This is a genomic window from Streptomyces sp. JLBT605 (assembly GCF_058215555.1).
Map to the genome: position 1 here is coordinate 4,638,164 of NZ_CM177087.1, position 16,008 is coordinate 4,654,171.

10 protein-coding genes are annotated in these 16,008 nt (G+C 74.6%); 1 reads left to right on the forward strand and 9 read right to left on the reverse strand.

Going from position 1 to position 16,008, the window contains the following annotated elements; genetic code table 11:
• Window positions 1–2: 2 nt before the first annotated feature.
• From AC4BDD_RS20225 to AC4BDD_RS20260, 8 genes are all read right to left on the reverse strand, one after another.
• The gene (locus tag AC4BDD_RS20225; RefSeq protein WP_490686864.1) at window positions 3–2,792 is read right to left on the reverse strand and encodes a serine/threonine-protein kinase; all 2,790 of its coding nucleotides are present in this window, start codon (window positions 2,790–2,792) and stop codon (window positions 3–5) included.
• The gene (locus AC4BDD_RS20230; protein ID WP_490686865.1) at window positions 2,789–4,120 is read right to left on the reverse strand and encodes a coiled-coil domain-containing protein; all 1,332 of its coding nucleotides are present in this window, start codon (window positions 4,118–4,120) and stop codon (window positions 2,789–2,791) included. Before AC4BDD_RS20230 ends, AC4BDD_RS20225 begins: the two co-directional genes overlap by 4 nt.
• A gap of 174 nt (window positions 4,121–4,294) precedes the next feature.
• Window positions 4,295–5,296, reverse strand: a complete 1,002-nt coding sequence (locus AC4BDD_RS20235) for a glutamate ABC transporter substrate-binding protein (RefSeq protein ID WP_490686866.1) — start codon at window positions 5,294–5,296, stop codon at window positions 4,295–4,297.
• Between the two features lie 23 nt (window positions 5,297–5,319).
• On the reverse strand, window positions 5,320–6,753 hold the full coding sequence (locus AC4BDD_RS20240; RefSeq protein ID WP_490691854.1) for a GlnX family signal transduction membrane protein: 1,434 nt from the start codon (window positions 6,751–6,753) through the stop codon (window positions 5,320–5,322).
• Between the two features lie 511 nt (window positions 6,754–7,264).
• On the reverse strand, window positions 7,265–8,281 hold the full coding sequence (locus tag AC4BDD_RS20245) for an N-acetylglucosamine kinase (protein WP_490691855.1): 1,017 nt from the start codon (window positions 8,279–8,281) through the stop codon (window positions 7,265–7,267).
• A 47-nt stretch (window positions 8,282–8,328) separates the two neighbouring features.
• Window positions 8,329–9,591, reverse strand: coding sequence for a 6-phospho-beta-glucosidase (locus AC4BDD_RS20250; protein WP_490686867.1), 1,263 nt, complete (start codon window positions 9,589–9,591; stop codon window positions 8,329–8,331).
• Between the two features lie 70 nt (window positions 9,592–9,661).
• Entirely contained in the window at window positions 9,662–10,867 is a 1,206-nt protein-coding gene (locus AC4BDD_RS20255) for an ROK family transcriptional regulator (RefSeq protein ID WP_490686868.1), read from the reverse strand.
• Between the two features lie 173 nt (window positions 10,868–11,040).
• Window positions 11,041–12,099, reverse strand: coding sequence for a mechanosensitive ion channel family protein (locus AC4BDD_RS20260; RefSeq protein ID WP_490686869.1), 1,059 nt, complete (start codon window positions 12,097–12,099; stop codon window positions 11,041–11,043).
• A gap of 331 nt (window positions 12,100–12,430) precedes the next feature.
• Between AC4BDD_RS20260 and AC4BDD_RS20265 the strand changes: the two genes are divergently transcribed.
• Window positions 12,431–12,967, forward strand: a complete 537-nt coding sequence (locus AC4BDD_RS20265; protein WP_490686870.1) for an HNH endonuclease — start codon at window positions 12,431–12,433, stop codon at window positions 12,965–12,967.
• A gap of 117 nt (window positions 12,968–13,084) precedes the next feature.
• Here AC4BDD_RS20265 and AC4BDD_RS20270 read toward each other — a convergent pair whose 3' ends face one another.
• Window positions 13,085–15,811 carry a glycoside hydrolase family 84 protein gene (locus AC4BDD_RS20270; RefSeq protein ID WP_490686871.1) on the reverse strand — a complete coding sequence of 909 codons (2,727 nt, stop codon included), beginning with the start codon at window positions 15,809–15,811 and terminating at the stop codon, window positions 13,085–13,087.
• Window positions 15,812–16,008 lie beyond the last annotated feature (197 nt).

Genomic DNA, 16,008 nt, shown 5'->3' on the forward strand with positions numbered 1-16,008 from the left:
GATCACACCCACGTCCTGGGGCGGAAACGGTTGGCCCGCTCCACCAGTTCGATCCGCTCCTCGCCGCGCTGCGCGAGCCTGGCGAGTGTCCGGTACGAGCGTTCCAGCCCGAAGCGCAGCCCACGCTCGTCCAGGCTGCTGCCGAGGAGTACGGGCGCGCCGCCCGCGGCGCCGGTGGGCGCGCCGGGCGCCGGTGCGCCGTCGCCGCCCGCGAGCACCCAGTCCAGCGCGTTGCCCAGCACCTCCGTGCTCAGCCGCTCGCGCCGCACCGGGTCGAGGCCGAACTCCCGCAGCCGCTCGACCTGCTGGGCCGCGGCGGTGAGGTCGGCCAGCGCGGCATCGCGTGCGGAGCCGCTCGCCCAGCCCTGGGACGCCGCCGGCGCGCCCTGCCGCAGCCGGGCCCGCACCGCGGCGACCCGGGCCGCCGTGTAGTGGATCGAGGACTCCGGCACGGATTCCAGGGTCCGCACCGCGCCGGCGCGGTCCGCGGAGCACAGCTGGACCCGGGCGAGGCCGAATGCGGCGCTGACATAGCTGGGGTCGGTCATCCACACCAGCCGGTAGTACTCGAGCGCGTTGTCGTACTGGCCCAGGACCTCGGCGCACACCGCGAGTGCCAGCTTCGGGGCGGGCTCGCCGGGGAACGCGTCGTAGACCGCGTCGAAGGAGACCGCGGCGGTCGCGTGATCGCCGGTGGCCAGCGCGTGCAGCCCCCTGTACCAGACGATCCGCCAGTCATCTGGGTACGCCGCCTCCAGCGCGGCCAGTTCGTCCGCCGTCGCCCGCTCCTCGCCCAGCTCCAGCCGGGCCCGCACGCGCCGCAGCCGCAGCTCGGCGGAGTCGGTCGGCGCGGCCTGCAGGGCGGCGTACAGCTCGGCGGGCGCGGAGGAGACCAGCAGGCCGGCGAGGAAACCGGCGTTGGGGTCGCCGGGGTCGACCAGCGGCACCGGCAGCGCCAGCGCGGTCTGCCGGGCGTCCAGCGGCCGGACGGCGCGCACGGCCCCGGCCGGTGCCTCAGCCGTGACGGGCGCCTGGGCCGGCGTCTGGGCCGGGGCCGGTGCCTCGGCCGTGACCGGTGCCTGGGCCGGCGCACGGCGCGTGGTGCGGGTGCCCAGGAGGGAGGGGTCGGTGGTCGGCTCGGCGAAGAGCTCGGTGTCCACCACCCGTGGCTCCGGGCCGAAGAGCGTGGACAGCGCCGGCCGTGGGCGGCCGGTCTGCAGCGCGACGACCTCCCGCAGTACCCCTGTCAGCTGCTCCGACATCTCCTCGGCGGAGGCGAACCGGCGCCCCGGGTCCGGGTCGGTGGCCCGGACCAGCAGCCGGTAGAAGGACTCGTACTCGCGGAAGACGGGGATGTTCTCCGGATCCGGCAGGCTGTCCACGAAGACGTTGGTGTAGCCCTGGAAATCGAAGGTGAGCACCGCCAGGGTCCGCGCCACCGTGTACAGATCGGAGGCGACGGACGGGCCGATCTCGGCAACCTCCGGGGCCTGGTAGCCGACCGTGCCGTAGATGGCGCTGTCCTCGTCGTCCATCCGCCGGACCGCGCCCATGTCGATCAGCTTGAGCTGGTCCTGCTGCTGGATGGCGTTGTCGACCTTGAAGTCGCAGTAGAGCAGATTGCGGCTGTGCAGGTGGCCGAGGGCTTCCAAAGCCTCGATGCCGTACGCGCAGGCCTGCTCGACCGGCAGCGGATCGCGCCTGCCGGTCGCGGTGCGCCGCTCGTTGGCGATCTCCTTGAGCGACTTGCCGCCGACGTACTCCATCACGATGTAGCCGTCGAGGCTGCCCGTGCGCTGGTCGAGATGCTCGACGAAGTTGTAGATCCGGACGATGTTGGAGTGCTCGATCTCGGCCAGGAAGCGGCGCTCGGAGACCGCGACCGCCAGCGCGTCCTCGTCACCGGTGTCCAGCAGGCCCTTGAGGACCACCCAGCGGTCCGAGACCGCGCGGTCTATGGCCAGGTAGATCCAGCCCAGCCCGCCGTGCGCCAGGCAGCCGGCCACCTCGTACTGGCCGTGCACCACGTCGCCAGGGCTCAGCTTCGGCACGAAGGAGTACGGGTGGCCGCACTTGGTGCAGAACCCCTCGGTGCGGCCCGGTCGGCCGCTCCGCGAGCGCCCCACCGGGGCCCCGCAGTCGCCCTTGCTGCAGAAGCGCTTCCGCTCCGGCACCTCGGGGTTGGCGAGCACCGCCGTGTGCGGATCCGGACGCGGCACCTCCGGGATGCTGACCAGCCCCGCCCCCAGCCGGTTGCGCCCGGACGAGGACGTGGAGGAGCGGGAGCTGCGCACCGACACCGAGGCGGTGGACGAGCGGCCGGACACCGACCGCGACAGCCGGCCGGAGACCGAACGCCGCGACGAGCGCGAGCTGCGCGAACGCGCCGAGCCGGTGGAGGTCGAGCCGCTGTGCCCGGAGGTGCCGCTGGGCCCGGAGGTGCCGAACGTGCCGGAAGCCCCGGGTCCGCCCAGTGGTCCGGAGCTGCCCGGCGGTCCGAAGGCACCGGATGTGCCGGAACTGCCCGGCGGCCCGAAGGCGCCGAGTGCGCCGGACGCGACCGGGGCGGCGGACGCGACCGGGGTGGCCGACGGCCCGCCGCCGCGCGCGGCCGAGGTCAGACCGGTGGGCGGCGAGCTGACCAGTCCGATGGGCGACACCACCGGGGCCAGCCCGCAGTTGTCGCAGTACAGCTCGCCGCGGCCCACGTCCTCGTAACTGCCGCCGCAGCCGGGCCGCTGACACGGCTGGTGCGGCTGTTGCGGCTGGTGTGGCTGAGTCGGTGTGCTCACTGTGTCCCCCCGGTCTCCCGGTCCTCCGGCTCCGCCTGGCGCGGGACCAGTGCCTCGGCCACGGCCTGCTGGTAGCGGACCACCGCCGCCTCGGCGGCGCGCAGATCGCAGGGCGCGCTCCACAGCATCCGGCGGGCCACGTCGTACCGCTCCATCAGCAGCAGGTCCTCCGCCATCCCGTGCCGGGCGACCTTGGCCTTGTACGCGTCGAGCCGGCCGCGCAGCTCCGCGCGGACCGCCAGCGGCGCGGTGACCGCGGTCAGCGACTCGCGGGCGCGCAGCAACTCGTCCTCGGCCCGCTGCTCCAGGCTCTCCAGCAGCGGGGAGAGCCGGTGCCACTGGGCACGCCTGCGGTACTCGGCGGCCGTGGCCAACTGCTCGTGCAGCGCGGTCGGCGGGCCGCTGACCGCGGGCACCTCGGACGCCGCGATCTTCGCCAGCACCTCGCCGCGCGCCTGGCGGGCCTCGGTGAGCGTGGCGTCGGCCCGCGACAGCACGTCCCGCAGCCGGATCAGCCGCTGCTCGGCGTCCTGCCGCACGTCGAGCACCGCCTCGATCTCGCGCCGTACGTCCTCCAGGGCGCGGGCCGCGGTGTCGTAGCGGCCGGTGTCCGGGCGGCCGCCGCCCGGCGCGGAGCTGCCGCCGGAGGGGATCCAGAAGGCCAGCGGGTCGCAGACCACCTCGGCGCGCAGCGCGGTCAGTTCGGCGGTGATCTGCTCCAGATCGTCGCCCGAGGGGTGCTCGCCGGGGCGCACCCCGACCGAGTGCGCCAGCGAGCGAGTGCGCCGCAGCTCGGCGGAGAGCATGTCGATACGGGCGGGCAGCGCGGACCACACGGCGTCGGCGGTCACTATCACGTCCAGCGCCTCGGCGTACCAGCGGTTCATCCGCCCGACCAGCTCGGCCAGCGTCAACTCCTCGCTGAGCAGGGCGGAACCGTCCAGTGTGCCGCTGCTGGGCAGGGTGACCGCGGTGCCGGTCAGCACTTCACCGAGCTCGGCCAACTCGCCCTGGGTGGGCCAGCGGTGGCGGGCGCGCACCTCACGGGCGGTGTGCAGGGCTTCGGTATAGGCGTCGAAGTACGTCCACAGCAGCGCGATGGCCTGCTCCGTGGTGGCCCAGCGGTCCTTGGTGATGCCGGTCAGCTCGGCGCCTTCCAGGAGCCGGCGGCCGGCGTGGTCCTGGAGGGCGAGCAGCGAGGACTCTATCGCCTCGTGCTCGGCGCCCAGCCGCGCCAGGGCACGGTCGACTTCCTCGCGGCTCATGGCCTGCGCGGCGCCCCCTCGGGGGTTCCCCGCGGAGCTGGGGAAGGGTCCCGCGGCCCCCATCGATCACCTCTTTCGCGTACGTGCGTGCCGTGCCTGTCGTGCTGGTCGTGCGTGCCGTGCTGGTCGTACCTGTCGTGCGTGCCTTGCCGGGTCGTGCGTGCCGTGCCCGCTGTGGCGCGGGCCGGGCGCTCGGTGCCTGTGATGCATGATGCCCGTGCTGCGACCGGTGCGGTGTCAGTCCTTGTACATCGGTTGCGGCAGCGTGGGGTTCTCCTCTCCGAGATCCTCGGCCAGCCACTTGTCGTAGGCGGTCATCCAGCGGCTGTTCCGGCCGCCCCCGCGGTAGTCGTCCAGCACCTTGTTGACCCGGCGCACCAGGTCATCATCGCTCTTGTTCATCGCCACGCCGTACAACTCGGTGGTGAACGGAGAGCCCTTGAGCTCCATGGCGGGGTCCTGGGCCACCTGGCCGGCGGCGAGCGCGTTGTCGGTGATCACCGCGTCCACCTCACCCAGTTGGAGCCTGACCAGGCAGTCGAGCTGATTGGCCACCGGCGGGACGGGCCGGGCGCCGTGGCTGTCCTTCTCCAGCGCGGCCTCGGCGGTCGAACCGCCCGCCGTGCACACCCGCTTGCCGCGCAGCGAGTCGTCGAAGCCGGTGATCTTCGACCCCTTGGCGGCCAGTACCTGCTGCCCGGCCTGGAAGTAGGCGGTGGAGAAGGCGACGTCCTTGATCCGGTCGCAGTTGATCGTCATGGTGCGGACCACGACGTCGACCTTGCCGTCCTTGAGCGCCTCGATCCGCCGGCTGGTGGGGATCGCGCGGTACACCACCGCCTCCGGGTCGCCGAGGATGTCGTCGGCGATGGCGCGCACCAGGTCGATGTCGAAGCCGGTGAGCTTTCCGGTGGCCGGGTCGCGGTAGCCCCAGTTGAAGCTGTTCTGGTCGACGCCCGCGACGAGCTTCCCGCGCGCCTTGATCCGCCGGACGGCGTCACCGCTCGCCCCGGACGGGCGCAGGCTGGCCTGCGGGTCGTCGCAGGTCTCGGCCGACACGTCGGTGTCGCCCTGGACCCTGAGATCCGCGTGGCGTCCGCCGCCGTCGCCGTCCGGGCCGCCACCGGTCCCGCCGCTGTGGACGGCGGAGGGCAGCAGGACCGTCGCGCCGACCGCCAGCGCGGCAGCGGCGGCGACCATGCTCGACCGCATCGACCGCATCGATCCCATCGACCGCATGGATCGCATCCTCGTGCTCCCCCTCACCGGTACTCCGACAGCCTGCGCCCGATGCCCAGCACCGCGCCCGCGGCGCCCAGCACGGCCAGCGCGCCCGCACCCACGGCCAGCCCGGTGAACGCGCCGCGCCCGTCGTCCGCGGCCTGCCGGAACTCGCGCTGCTCGTGGCCGAGGGCCTGGGACAGCGCCTTGTCCACCCGGTCGAAGGACTCGCCGGTGCTGCCCTTGCCGCCGATCACCATCTCCAGCGCCTTGTCGTACTCACCGTTGTCGTCGGTGGCCCGGGCGCTGGTGTGACGCCGCTGCCACTCGCGGACGCTGCGCAGGGCGTCGGCCACCGGGTCCCGGCCCTCGGCGTCGTCGGCCAGCGCCGCCGCCCGGCCCAGGTCGCTGTCCGGCGCGGCGGCCGAGCCGCCCGGTGCCTGGCCCTTCCCGTCGACCAGCTTGGCCATCTGCTCCTGGTAGCCGACCTCGTAGGCGTCCTTGCCCTTGTCCGGGCCGTGGGTGACCACGTCCGCGCCGCGTGCCACCAAGGCCAGGTTCTCGTCGCCGCGGGCCCGCAGTGCGTGGATCTGGGCCTGGTTGAGCACCCGCAGCGACTTCGCCCCGTGGTCGTAGGAGTCGTTCAGCTGGGCGCGGGCCACGCTGTGCCCGACCGCCAGCCAGAGCAGCACCACGGCGCAGGACGTGGTCGCGAACAGCAGCCCGAGGTTGAACACCCGGTTGGTGCGCAGGAAGTCGCGGCGCTGTGCCCAGCCGAGGGCTCCGAGGGCGACGACGCCGGCGCCCAGCGCCAACCACGGCCAGGACTTCGCGTCCTGGTAGTCCTCGCCGAGCCGGGCGGTCTGGGTGTCGTACAGCTCGCGGGCGGCGGGCAGCAGCGATTCGGCCATCGTCTCGTTGGCGTACCGCAGATAGGCGCCCCCCAGCGGCAGCCCCTGCCGGTTGTTGGCGCGCGCGGCCTCCACCAGACCGGTGTAGATCGGGAGTTTCTCGTTGAGTTCGGTGATCTGGGCCCGGGCGGCGGCCGAGCCGCCGGTGTTGGCCGCGGCCTTGGCCAGCCGTGACGAAGCGGTCGCGATGTCCCGCTCGTAGCGCTCGCGCACCGCCCGCGGCTCCTGCCCGCCGGCGAGGAATCCACTGGCGGCGGTGGTGTCGGCGTCGGCCAGCGAGCGGTAGATGCTCGCGGCGTCCGCGCTCAGCGGCTGGCTGTGCCGGACCACGTCGTCCGCGGACGCCTGCCGCCCGGACACCTGCCACGCCGTCACCGCGCCGAAGACCACCACCAGCACCGCCAGTACGGCGCCGATGATGCGCAGCCGGCCCGGCTCGGTCACCGCGGCGGCGCGCAGCCGGTCCAGACCCTCCCGCCACGCGGTCTGCCGCGGAGGGGTGGCGGGGGTCTCCGGAGCGCCGGGGACCGCAGGGGCACCGGGAGCCGCCGGGGTGCCGGGGATCGCCCGAGCGCTGGGGGAGCCGGTCGCCTCCGTCCCGGCCACCGGGGCCGCGGACCCGGGGAGCCCTGCCGCCGGGAGGCCGGTCGCGCCGGGGAGAGCGGTCGCCGCGGGGCCCGCCGTGCCCAGGGCGGCGGCGCCAGGGACGTCCGGCCGGCTCGGCACACCCGCCGCACCTGACGGGATCGGCTGCCCACTCCCGGGCGGCACGGGTCCGCCCATGGTCGGCGGCTGTGACACGGGACCCTCCCCCTCATTGGCTTGCGGTTGTCCGCCCGGCAAGGCAGGGGACGGGACCGGGCAGCAGTATGGCCGCACCTTCCGGCGATCTCACTGTTACCGCCGGGATCTTGTTCGGATCGCGATCTTTCGACGGCGTGCCGCCGGCCCCCTACCTGACATCACGCGCTTCCGCCGTGTTCGGTTCCCGTACGAGCCTGAGCCGGCTCATGGCACTGTCCGGCCTGCCGGGCCGGCGCCACCGCGGGGCGGGCGCCGGCCCGGCCGATGGTGTTCAGCCGGTGGCGTAGTGGGCGCGCAGCCTGGCGTACGAGGCGCCTGGCGCGCTCACCTGATCGAGTGCCAGCAGTGCCGCGCCCAGCACCGGTGGGGCGGTGACCACGCGTGGCCGCGCCGCGGGCGCGCGGGCCGCGAGCCGGGCGCGGACCGCGTCGTCGAGCAGCGGGTGCTGGGCCGCCAGCACCCCGCCGCCCAGCACCACGGGGACCTCCTCGTCCAGCAGCTCCAGCCTGGTCAGGGCGGCCGTGGCCATCGCCACCACCTCCTCGGCCTGCCGCGCGACCACCGCGCGGGCGACCGGATCGCCCGCCTCGGCGACCGCGAAGAGCACCGGGGCGAGCTCATGACGGCGCTCCGCCGCGAGACGCCCCAGATGCAGCGCCTCGATCAGGGCCGGCATATCGGCGAGATGGAAGTGCGCGGGCAGCGCCCGGGCCAGCGCGGTCGGCTCGCCGCGCCCGTCCGCCGCGCGCGCCGCCCACCACAGCGCCTCCTCGGCCAGATACGCCCCACCGCCCCAGTCGCCGGAGATCCGGCCGACGGCCGGGAAGCGGGCGGTGCGCCCGTCGGCCGCGCGTCCCACGCAGTTGATGCCCGCGCCGCACACCACCGCGACCCCCACCGGCTCCGCCCGGTCGCTCACCCCGGCGCGCAGCAGTGCGAAGGTGTCGTTGGCCACGGTGAGGGCGGAGCCCCAGCCGCGCGCGGCCAGCAGCTCGGTCAACCGCCGCTCCTCGACCGGCAGATCGGCGTTGGCCAGGCAGGCGTACACCTGCCGCACCGGTGGCACGGCCGGGCCGCCGCCTCCGGGCCCGGTGGTCACCACCGCGGTCACCGCCGCGCTCACCACCCGGGCCAGCTCCGCGACCGCGCGCTCCGCGCCCACCACCGGCGGCCGGAAACCCCGGCCGCGGGCGGTGCCGAGCACCGCTCCGTCCACGCCCACCAGGGCCACGTCCGTCTTGCTGTTTCCCGCGTCGATCGCCAGCACGGCGCTCGCCGGGCGCGGCACGCCGCCGGGCGCGACCGCCTCGGAGGGCTGCGCCGGGGACGGGGTGCTCAGGCCCACGCCAGGTGCTCCCGGTTGTGCGCGATGAGCTCGTCGGTCAGCTTGTCGGCGTACGCGGTCTGGCCGATGAGGGGATGGGACAGCAGTGCCTGGAACACCCGCTCCCGGCCACCCTTCAACGCCGCCTCCAAGGCCAGGTGTTCATACGCGCTGACGCCGGCGACGAGCCCGGCGAACAGCGGCTCCAGCGCACGCAGCGGCAGCGGCCGCGCGCCGTCCGCGCCGACCGCCGCGGGGACCTCGATGACCGCGTCGTCGGGGAGGAACGGCAGCGTGCCGTGGTTGAAGGTGTTGACCACCTGCACCTCGCCGGTGTCCGTCAGCAGCGCCGAGGTCAGGTCGACCGCCGCCTCCGAGTAGAAGGCGCCGCCCCGCTTGCCGAGCAGCTCGGGTTTGCGGTCCAGCGCCGGATCCGCGTACAGCTCCAGCAGCCGCCGCTCGATGGCCGCGACCTCGGCCGCCCGGGAGGCCCCCGCCGCCAGCTCCCGCACCACCTCGTCGTGCTGGTAGTAGTAGCGCAGGTAGTAGGAGGGGATGACGCCGAGCCGGTCCAGCAGCGCGCGCGGCATCCGCAGATCGGCCGCCACCCGGTCACCGTGCTCGGCCAGCAGTCGGGGCAGCACGTCCGGCCCGTCCGGCCCGCCCAGCCGGACCCCGCGTTCCCAGGTGAGGTGGTTGAGCCCCACGTGGTCCAGGGCGATCTCCCGCGGGGCGACGCCCAGCAGCGCGGCGAACTTGCGCTGGAGACCGATCGCCACATTGCACAAACCCACCGCGCGGTGCCCGGCCGTGAGCAGGGCACGGGTGACGATGCCCACCGGATTGGTGAAGTCCACGATCCATGCGCCGGGGTTGCGGCGCCGCACCCGCTCGGCGATGTCCAGGACCACCGGAACGGTGCGCAGCGCCTTGGCCAGTCCGCCCGCGCCGGTGGTCTCCTGTCCCACGCAGCCGCACTCCAGCGGCCAGGTCTCGTCCTGCCGCCGGGCCTCCTGGCCGCCGACGCGCAGCTGGAGCAGCACCGCGTCGGCGCCGTCCGCGCCCTCGTCCAGGTCGGCGGTCCAGGTGATGCGCCCCGGATGACCCTGGGCGGCGAAGATCCGGCGGGCCAGTGGGCCGATCAGCTCCAGTCGGTCCCGCGCCGGGTCGACGAGGGTGAGTTCGGTCAGTGGCAGGACCTCGAGCAGCCGCGCGAATCCGTCGATGAGTTCCGGGGTGTAGGTGGAGCCGCCACCCACGACTGCGAGCTTCAACCCTCTCCTCCTTCTCTGCCGCTCCTGTACTCCTGTCCGGTGGCGCCTTCGCTGACGGGCCTGCCGGCGGTCAGCTGGTGTCGAAGACGGAGTCGCGGGCGGCGGCGAGGGCGGTGAGCAGCGCGCCGAGGAGGATCGGGGACCCTTCGACGGTGCTCAGCCGCAACTGAGGCCGGGGCAGCGCGAGCCCGGTCATCTCGGCCTCGACGAGCCCGCGCAGCCGCTCGCCCCCGCCCTGCGGCACCTCCCCGCAGAGCACCACCAGCTCCGGGTCGACCACGGCGACGACCGCGGCCAGTCCGGTGGCCAGCCGGCGGGCCAGCTCGCCGAGCACCTCGTCGCCGGCGCCGGGGGTGCGCAGCGCCGCGGCGAGCGCCTGGGCCGCGGTGGGGGCGTCGATGCCGTGCGCGGCGGCGAGCTCCACCACGGCGGGGGAGCCGACCAGCTTCTGGAATCCACCGCCCCCGTCCGGCCGGGCGGCGGTGTCCGGCCCGCCGCGCGCCAGCGGAGCGCCCGGCAGCGGCATGTAGCCGATCTCGCCCGCGCCGCCGGTGGCGCCGCGCAGCGGAGTGCCGTCGAGCACGACGGCCGCGCCGACCCCCTCGTCCGCCCAGACCAGCACGAAGTCGTCGAAGTCCTGGGCGGTGCCGTGGTGCTGCTCGGCGACGGCGGCGAGATTGACGTCGTTCTCGATCGTCAGCGGTGTGCCGAGCGCTTCGGCCAGCTCCGCTTGGAGCGTCGGGGAGTGCCAGCCGGGCAGGTGCGGCGCGTAAGCCAGCGCCCCGGTCCGCGGATCCAGCGCGCCGGGGGTACCGATGACGGTGTGCCGGACATCGGCGAGGTCGAGCCCGGCCGCCGACAGCGCGCCGCCCATCGCCTCGGCGGCGAGCTCGGTGGCCCCGCGGCGGCGCGGGCCGTCGAGGGTCTCGGCCACCACCCGGTGCTCGGCCAGCACCCGGCCGGTGATGTCGGCGACGGCGACGGTGATCGCCTCCCGGTCGACGGCGAGCGCGGCGACGTGGGCGGCGGCCGGATCGATCTCGTACAGCCGGGCGTTGGGGCCGGGCCGCCCGGTGGCGGTCCCGGTGGCCCGCACCAGTCCGGCGGCCTCCAGCCTGGCCAGTAGCTGGGAGGCGGTGGGCTTGGAGAGCCCGGTCAGCTCGCCGAGCCGGGTGCGGGTCAGTGGCCCGTGCGCGACCAGGAGGTCAAGCGCCGCCCGGTCGTTCATGGCCCGCAGCACGCGCGGCGTCCCGGGTGTGCCTGCCGCCCCGGCCATGACGACCTCCGCCGCGTCTGTTAGGAAACTTTCCTATCTCTGCGGACGCTACGGCCGGGGCCGCCCTGGGTCAAGGGATGCGCAAGGCGCCGACGACGTCCCGCAGCGCACAGGTCTCCGGGTGGTCGGCGCCGAACGTCTCCCCGCTGATGCCCAGGGCGCGCTCCGCCGCGCTACTTCTGCGGCGGCGGGGCCTGGGCCGACAGCGGAGACGCCGCCTGGGCCTGCGGCGACGCTTCATTGGCCAGCGCGGACGGGGCGGCGACGGCCGCGGTCGGGTCCGGGACGGGCTCGCTCTCCAGGTCCGGCTCCGGCGGACGGCCGACCAGGCGGATGCCCTCCGCGTCCAGGGCCTGCTTGATCCGCCAGCGCAGCTCCCGCTGCACCCCGAGGGCCTTGCCTGGCATCGTCTTGGCCGCGACCTTGACGATCACCGAGTCGAGGTAGACCGCGTCCAGGCCGAGGACCTCGACCGGCTCCCAGAGCCGCTCGTTCCACGGCTCCTCCTTGGCCATGCTCTCGCCGACCGACGTGATCACCGCGCGCACCCGGTGCAGATCCTCGTCGGCCCGCACCTGGACGTCGACCGAGGCGGTGGACCAGCCCTGGCTGAGGTTGCCGATCCGCTTGACCTCGCCGTTGCGCACGTACCAGATCTCGCCGTCCGCGCCGCGCAGCTTGGTCACCCGCAGGCCGACCTCGATGACATCGCCGGAGGCCACCCCCGCGTCGATGGAGTCGCCGACCCCGTACTGGTCCTCCAGGATCATGAACACGCCGGAGAGGAAGTCGGTGACCAGGTTGCGGGCGCCGAAGCCGATCGCCACACCGGCCACACCGGCGCTGGCCAGCAGCGGGGCCAGGTTGATCTTCAGGACGGAGAGGATCATGAGCCCCGCGGTGCCCAGGATGAGGAACGAGGCCACGCTGCGCAGCACCGAGCCGATGGCCTCGGAGCGCTGCCGCCGCCGCTCGGCGTTGACCAGCAGCCCGCCGAGCGCGGTGCCGTCCACCGCCTGGGCGGTGCGGTTCATCCGGTCGATCAGCTTGGTGATCGACCGGCGCACCACGGTCCGCAGGGCGAACGCGAGCACCAGGATCAGCAGGATGCGCAGCCCGATGCCGAGCCAGGTCGACCAGTTCTCCTCGACCCAGCCCGCGGCGGTGGCGGCGCTCTCGTCGAGAGTCGGCTGGCGCGAGGTGCCAGGACGGGGCGTCGAGTCTGCGGCCATGGCAGCGGACCGGAACACAGCAAGAACCCTTCGGTTGCGTCAGTGCCCGTACGGGACCGGGGGCACCCCCGGACGGGATCCGGGGGAAGACGAGCGGTCTGCCCGGCGCAAGGAGCGGACGAGCAGATTCACCACATTAACGGGACGCGGGGGATGCCCCGCTGCTGTGTTCGAGAGATAACCCCTTCATTGCAGGGGATGAACAGGATGTGGTTGAAAACACTCCCATGCCGTTACCCGGTGGTGGTGGCGCGCCGACCAGGGATGCGGGGAAACTAAGGGGAGATCGTCCCGGCGCGAGCCACGCGCCGCCGGCGTATTAGGAGGCACCGTGCCGCACGTCCTGGTCCTCAACGCGTCGTACGAGCCGCTCGGCGTCGTACCGCTCCGCCGCGCGCTCATCCTCGTCCTCAACGACAAGGCCATCAGCCTTGAGGACTCAGGCGCCCTCATGCACAGCGCAACCCACGTGATACCCGCCCCGAGCGTCGTCAGACTCAAGCGCTTCGTGCGGGTCCCCTTCCGCGGCCCCGTCCCGCTCACCCGCCGCGCCCTGTTCGCCCGTGACGGCGGCCGGTGCGCGTACTGCGGTGGCGTCGCAACCAGCGTCGATCACGTCATCCCGCGCAGCCGCGGCGGTCAGCACACCTGGGAGAACGTGGTGGCGGCCTGCCGCCGCTGCAACCACGTCAAGGCCGACCGGCATGTCGCCGAGATCGGCTGGCGGCTGCGCCATCAACCCGCGCCGCCCTCCGGGCTCGCCTGGCGCATCATCGGCACCGGGCATAGGGACCCGCGCTGGCTGCCATACCTGCGGCCGTACGGCGCGGACGACGCGATGGCCCGGATCGACGGCATCTCTGCCTAGGACCGGGCCATTGTCGTACCCGGCCCCGGCCGGGCACCGCCGACTCGGGGCCGCGCGGCGCCGACCGCGCCGCGCGGCCCCGGGTGCGCGTGCCTGGCCGGCCCCGGCCGTAGTGGGTCAGTCGCGGGCCGGAGCGCTCGCGCGCACGACCAGGACCGCCTCCTGGGATCCGAAGCGCACCGGCACCCGGTAGTCGCCCGGCCGGCTGCCGGCCGGCACCGAGATCCTGATCCGGGTCGTGGCGACCCCGCCGCGCGGGGCCGTGACCTCCTCCGGGGCGCTCACGCGGACGCCCTTGGGGGCGTGCACGGCGAGCTCGCCGCGCACATCACCGGGGCGGCGGGCGGTGACCTTGATCGTCACCGCGACCGCCTCGCCACCGATCTCCGCGTCCGCCACGCTCCGCGACAGCCGCAGCTCGGCCGCCGGGGTGTCGGCGAACCACGGGGTCAGCTCGTGCACCTCCGGCTCCTCGGCGGACGCCGAGCCCGTGCCGTCGGAGGCATCGGAGGCATCGGAGGCGGGGGTCCAGCGCAGCCGTATCGCGTCCGCGCGTATGCCCTTGCCCCTCGCCTGGCTCCAGCCGCTGCCGGAGACGGGGCCCAGCCTGCGCCAGCCCGCCCCGGGCACGTGTGCCTCGATGGTGCCGCTCCGGCCGGGGGCGCGATCGGTGAGCGCGGTGACGGCGGTGAGCGGCCGGGCACTGTCGAAGCGCAGCGTCACCGGGGTCGTCGAGGCCACGGTGGTGCGTGCGTCGCCGTCGGCCGCCGCCCGCTGCCCCTCGCCGGTCCGCGGCGGCTTCCCGGCCGCACCGTCCAGGCCCGACCAGGCGTCGGCCCGGTCCAGGGCGGTGGCCAGGAAGGGGGTGAGCACGCCCTTGCCGACGGTGGCCGGGCTGGCGGCTATCTCCTTGCGGAGCGTCTGCAGCGCCTGCCGGTGCTGCCAGGCCGCCGCCCCGTCGCCGCGCGCCTGCGCGGTGAGCATGTCGACCGCCCGCAGGCCCGCGGATCCGTACCGGCCCAGCTGGTCGAGCCAGGGGCCCACTTCGCCGCCCAGCGTCTCCTCCAGCAGGCCGGGGGCGTCGCGCATCGTGCGGAAGGCGGCGCGGAGCCGGTCGGCGGCCGTCTTCAGCGCCGCCGCGTCGGTCCCGGAGTGCGCGGTGAGGAAGGCGTCGATGAGCGGCCGCAGGTATTCCGACTCTCCCGCGCCCTCGCCCTTGGCGTTGTCGGGGCCGCCGAGCACGGAGGAGGCGTTGTTGGCGGCCAGGGCGCGCAGCGCGGCGCGCGTGCCCCGGTCCGGCCCGGCCAGGTCGTCGATGGCCGCCCGCCAGGACTCCCGGGGCCGGTAGCCGCGCGGATTCCAGGCGAAGTCCGCCGCGGTGAAGAGCGGGATACGGGAGACCACCGGCTGCTCCATGGCGTTGGCGAGCAGCGCGCTGGAGCCGCCGGCCACGGCCGGATCGCGGCCGACGTACGGGCCGAGGAATATGCGGTCCTGGGCGTAGTCGTTGACCGGGTAGTTGTCCATGGTGACCAGCGGGTGGCCGAAGGCGTCGCGCGCGTCGGCGAGTTCGCCGCCGGTGATGGTGCGCGGCACCACACCGACGCCCGTCCAGGCCACCTCGACCCGGCGGTCCAGCGCGTCGCTCAGCGCGCTGCGGTACTCGGTCCGCCCGTCCTGGTAGTACTCCGTGGGCAGCAGCGACAGCGCGGGCGCGTCGGGGTGGCGGCGCGCCAGGTGGTCGGCGAGCGCGTTGGCGATCCGGGCCTGCGCGGCGGCCGCGGAGCGCGGACCCGTGCCGATCGTCAGCCGGTCCGCGGTGCAGTGCCACTCGGAGTAGCTGACGTCCTGGAACTGCAGTTGGAAGCCGCGGAAGCCCAGCGCCCACATGGCGTCCAGCTTCCGGGTGAGCACCTTGAGGTGGCTGCTGGAGGAGAAGCAGAAGTCCTGGCCGGGGGAGACGGCCCACACCGCGGTGACATGGTTGCGGCGCGCCCGGTCGGTGAACGCGCGGAACGCCTCGCGCTGCCCGGCCGGGTAGGGGTCGCGCCAGCGGGCCTGCCGGTAGGGATCGTCTCCCGGCGCGTACAGATAGCGGTTCTGCTTCGTCCGCCCCATGAAGTCCAACTGCTCCAGCCGCCGCGCCTGCGTCCACGGCTCGCCGTAGAAGCCCTCGGTGAGGCCGCGGACGGGCGCGCCCGGCCAGTCGCGGATGGTCACCGACGGGAAGCGGTAGCGGTCGTCGCGGCGGGAGCCGTCCGGCCCGGCTTCCGGCGCCTTCAGCAGCTGACGGAGCGTCTGGACGGCGTGGAACAGCCCGTCCTGGCCGACGCCCGCCATCGCCACCGTCGGTACCCCGTCCACCGTGCCGGTCGCCAGCCGGTAGCCGCCGGCCGGCAGATCGCCGCGCTCGGAGGCGCGCAGGGCGCGCAGTGCGGACTCCGCGTCGCGCCCCTGGACGTGCACCACCAGGCCGGGCGCGGGCGCCGTGCCACTCGGCGCGGGCGCGGTCACCTCGGTCACGGTGCGCGCCCCGGCGTCACGCAGCAGAGCGCGCAACGCGTCCAGGGCGTAAGGGTCGGCGTCCGCGTCGGCGATGAGCGTGACCTCCTCGCTCACCGCCAGATCGGTGCCGTGCGAGCGCAGCGACTGCGGGCGCGGCCACACCGGCGGCACCCCGTCGGCGTCCGTCCGGTCCGGCGCCGAGGTGCCGGGGAGGTACGGGTCGGTGGGCGCGGCGGCCGCGCCCGGGGCGCCGCCGAGCAGCCCGCCGATGACCGCTGCGGCGAGCGCGGTGGCGCCGGCGGCCTTCGGCCTGTTCCCCCAGATCCCGCGGAACTGCACGACCCACCCCTCGTTCCTGGCCGGGGATGGTTCGGTCGAGTGTCCGACCGACGGGGCCCCGGCCGCCGTCGCGATCAGGACCGTTCGTCCTGCCGATTCTCGCGCCGATCGGCGATGAGCCCACCACCAGGCCGGTGAGGGTGTCAACGGGAGTGACCGAAGTGCCGGTAATGCGATCGCGGTCGCGGGGCGACGCG

Excerpts from the sequence above, each read along its gene's own strand:
- AC4BDD_RS20230 (WP_490686865.1), bottom strand. The coding sequence starts at position 4,120 with ATGGGGGCCGCGGGACCCTTCCCCAGCTCCGCGGGGAACCCCCGAGGG.
- AC4BDD_RS20235 (WP_490686866.1), bottom strand. The coding sequence starts at position 5,296 with ATGCGGTCGATGGGATCGATGCGGTCGATGCGGTCGAGCATGGTCGCC.
- AC4BDD_RS20255 (WP_490686868.1), bottom strand. The coding sequence starts at position 10,867 with ATGGCCGGGGCGGCAGGCACACCCGGGACGCCGCGCGTGCTGCGGGCC.
- AC4BDD_RS20260 (WP_490686869.1), bottom strand. The coding sequence starts at position 12,099 with ATGGCCGCAGACTCGACGCCCCGTCCTGGCACCTCGCGCCAGCCGACT.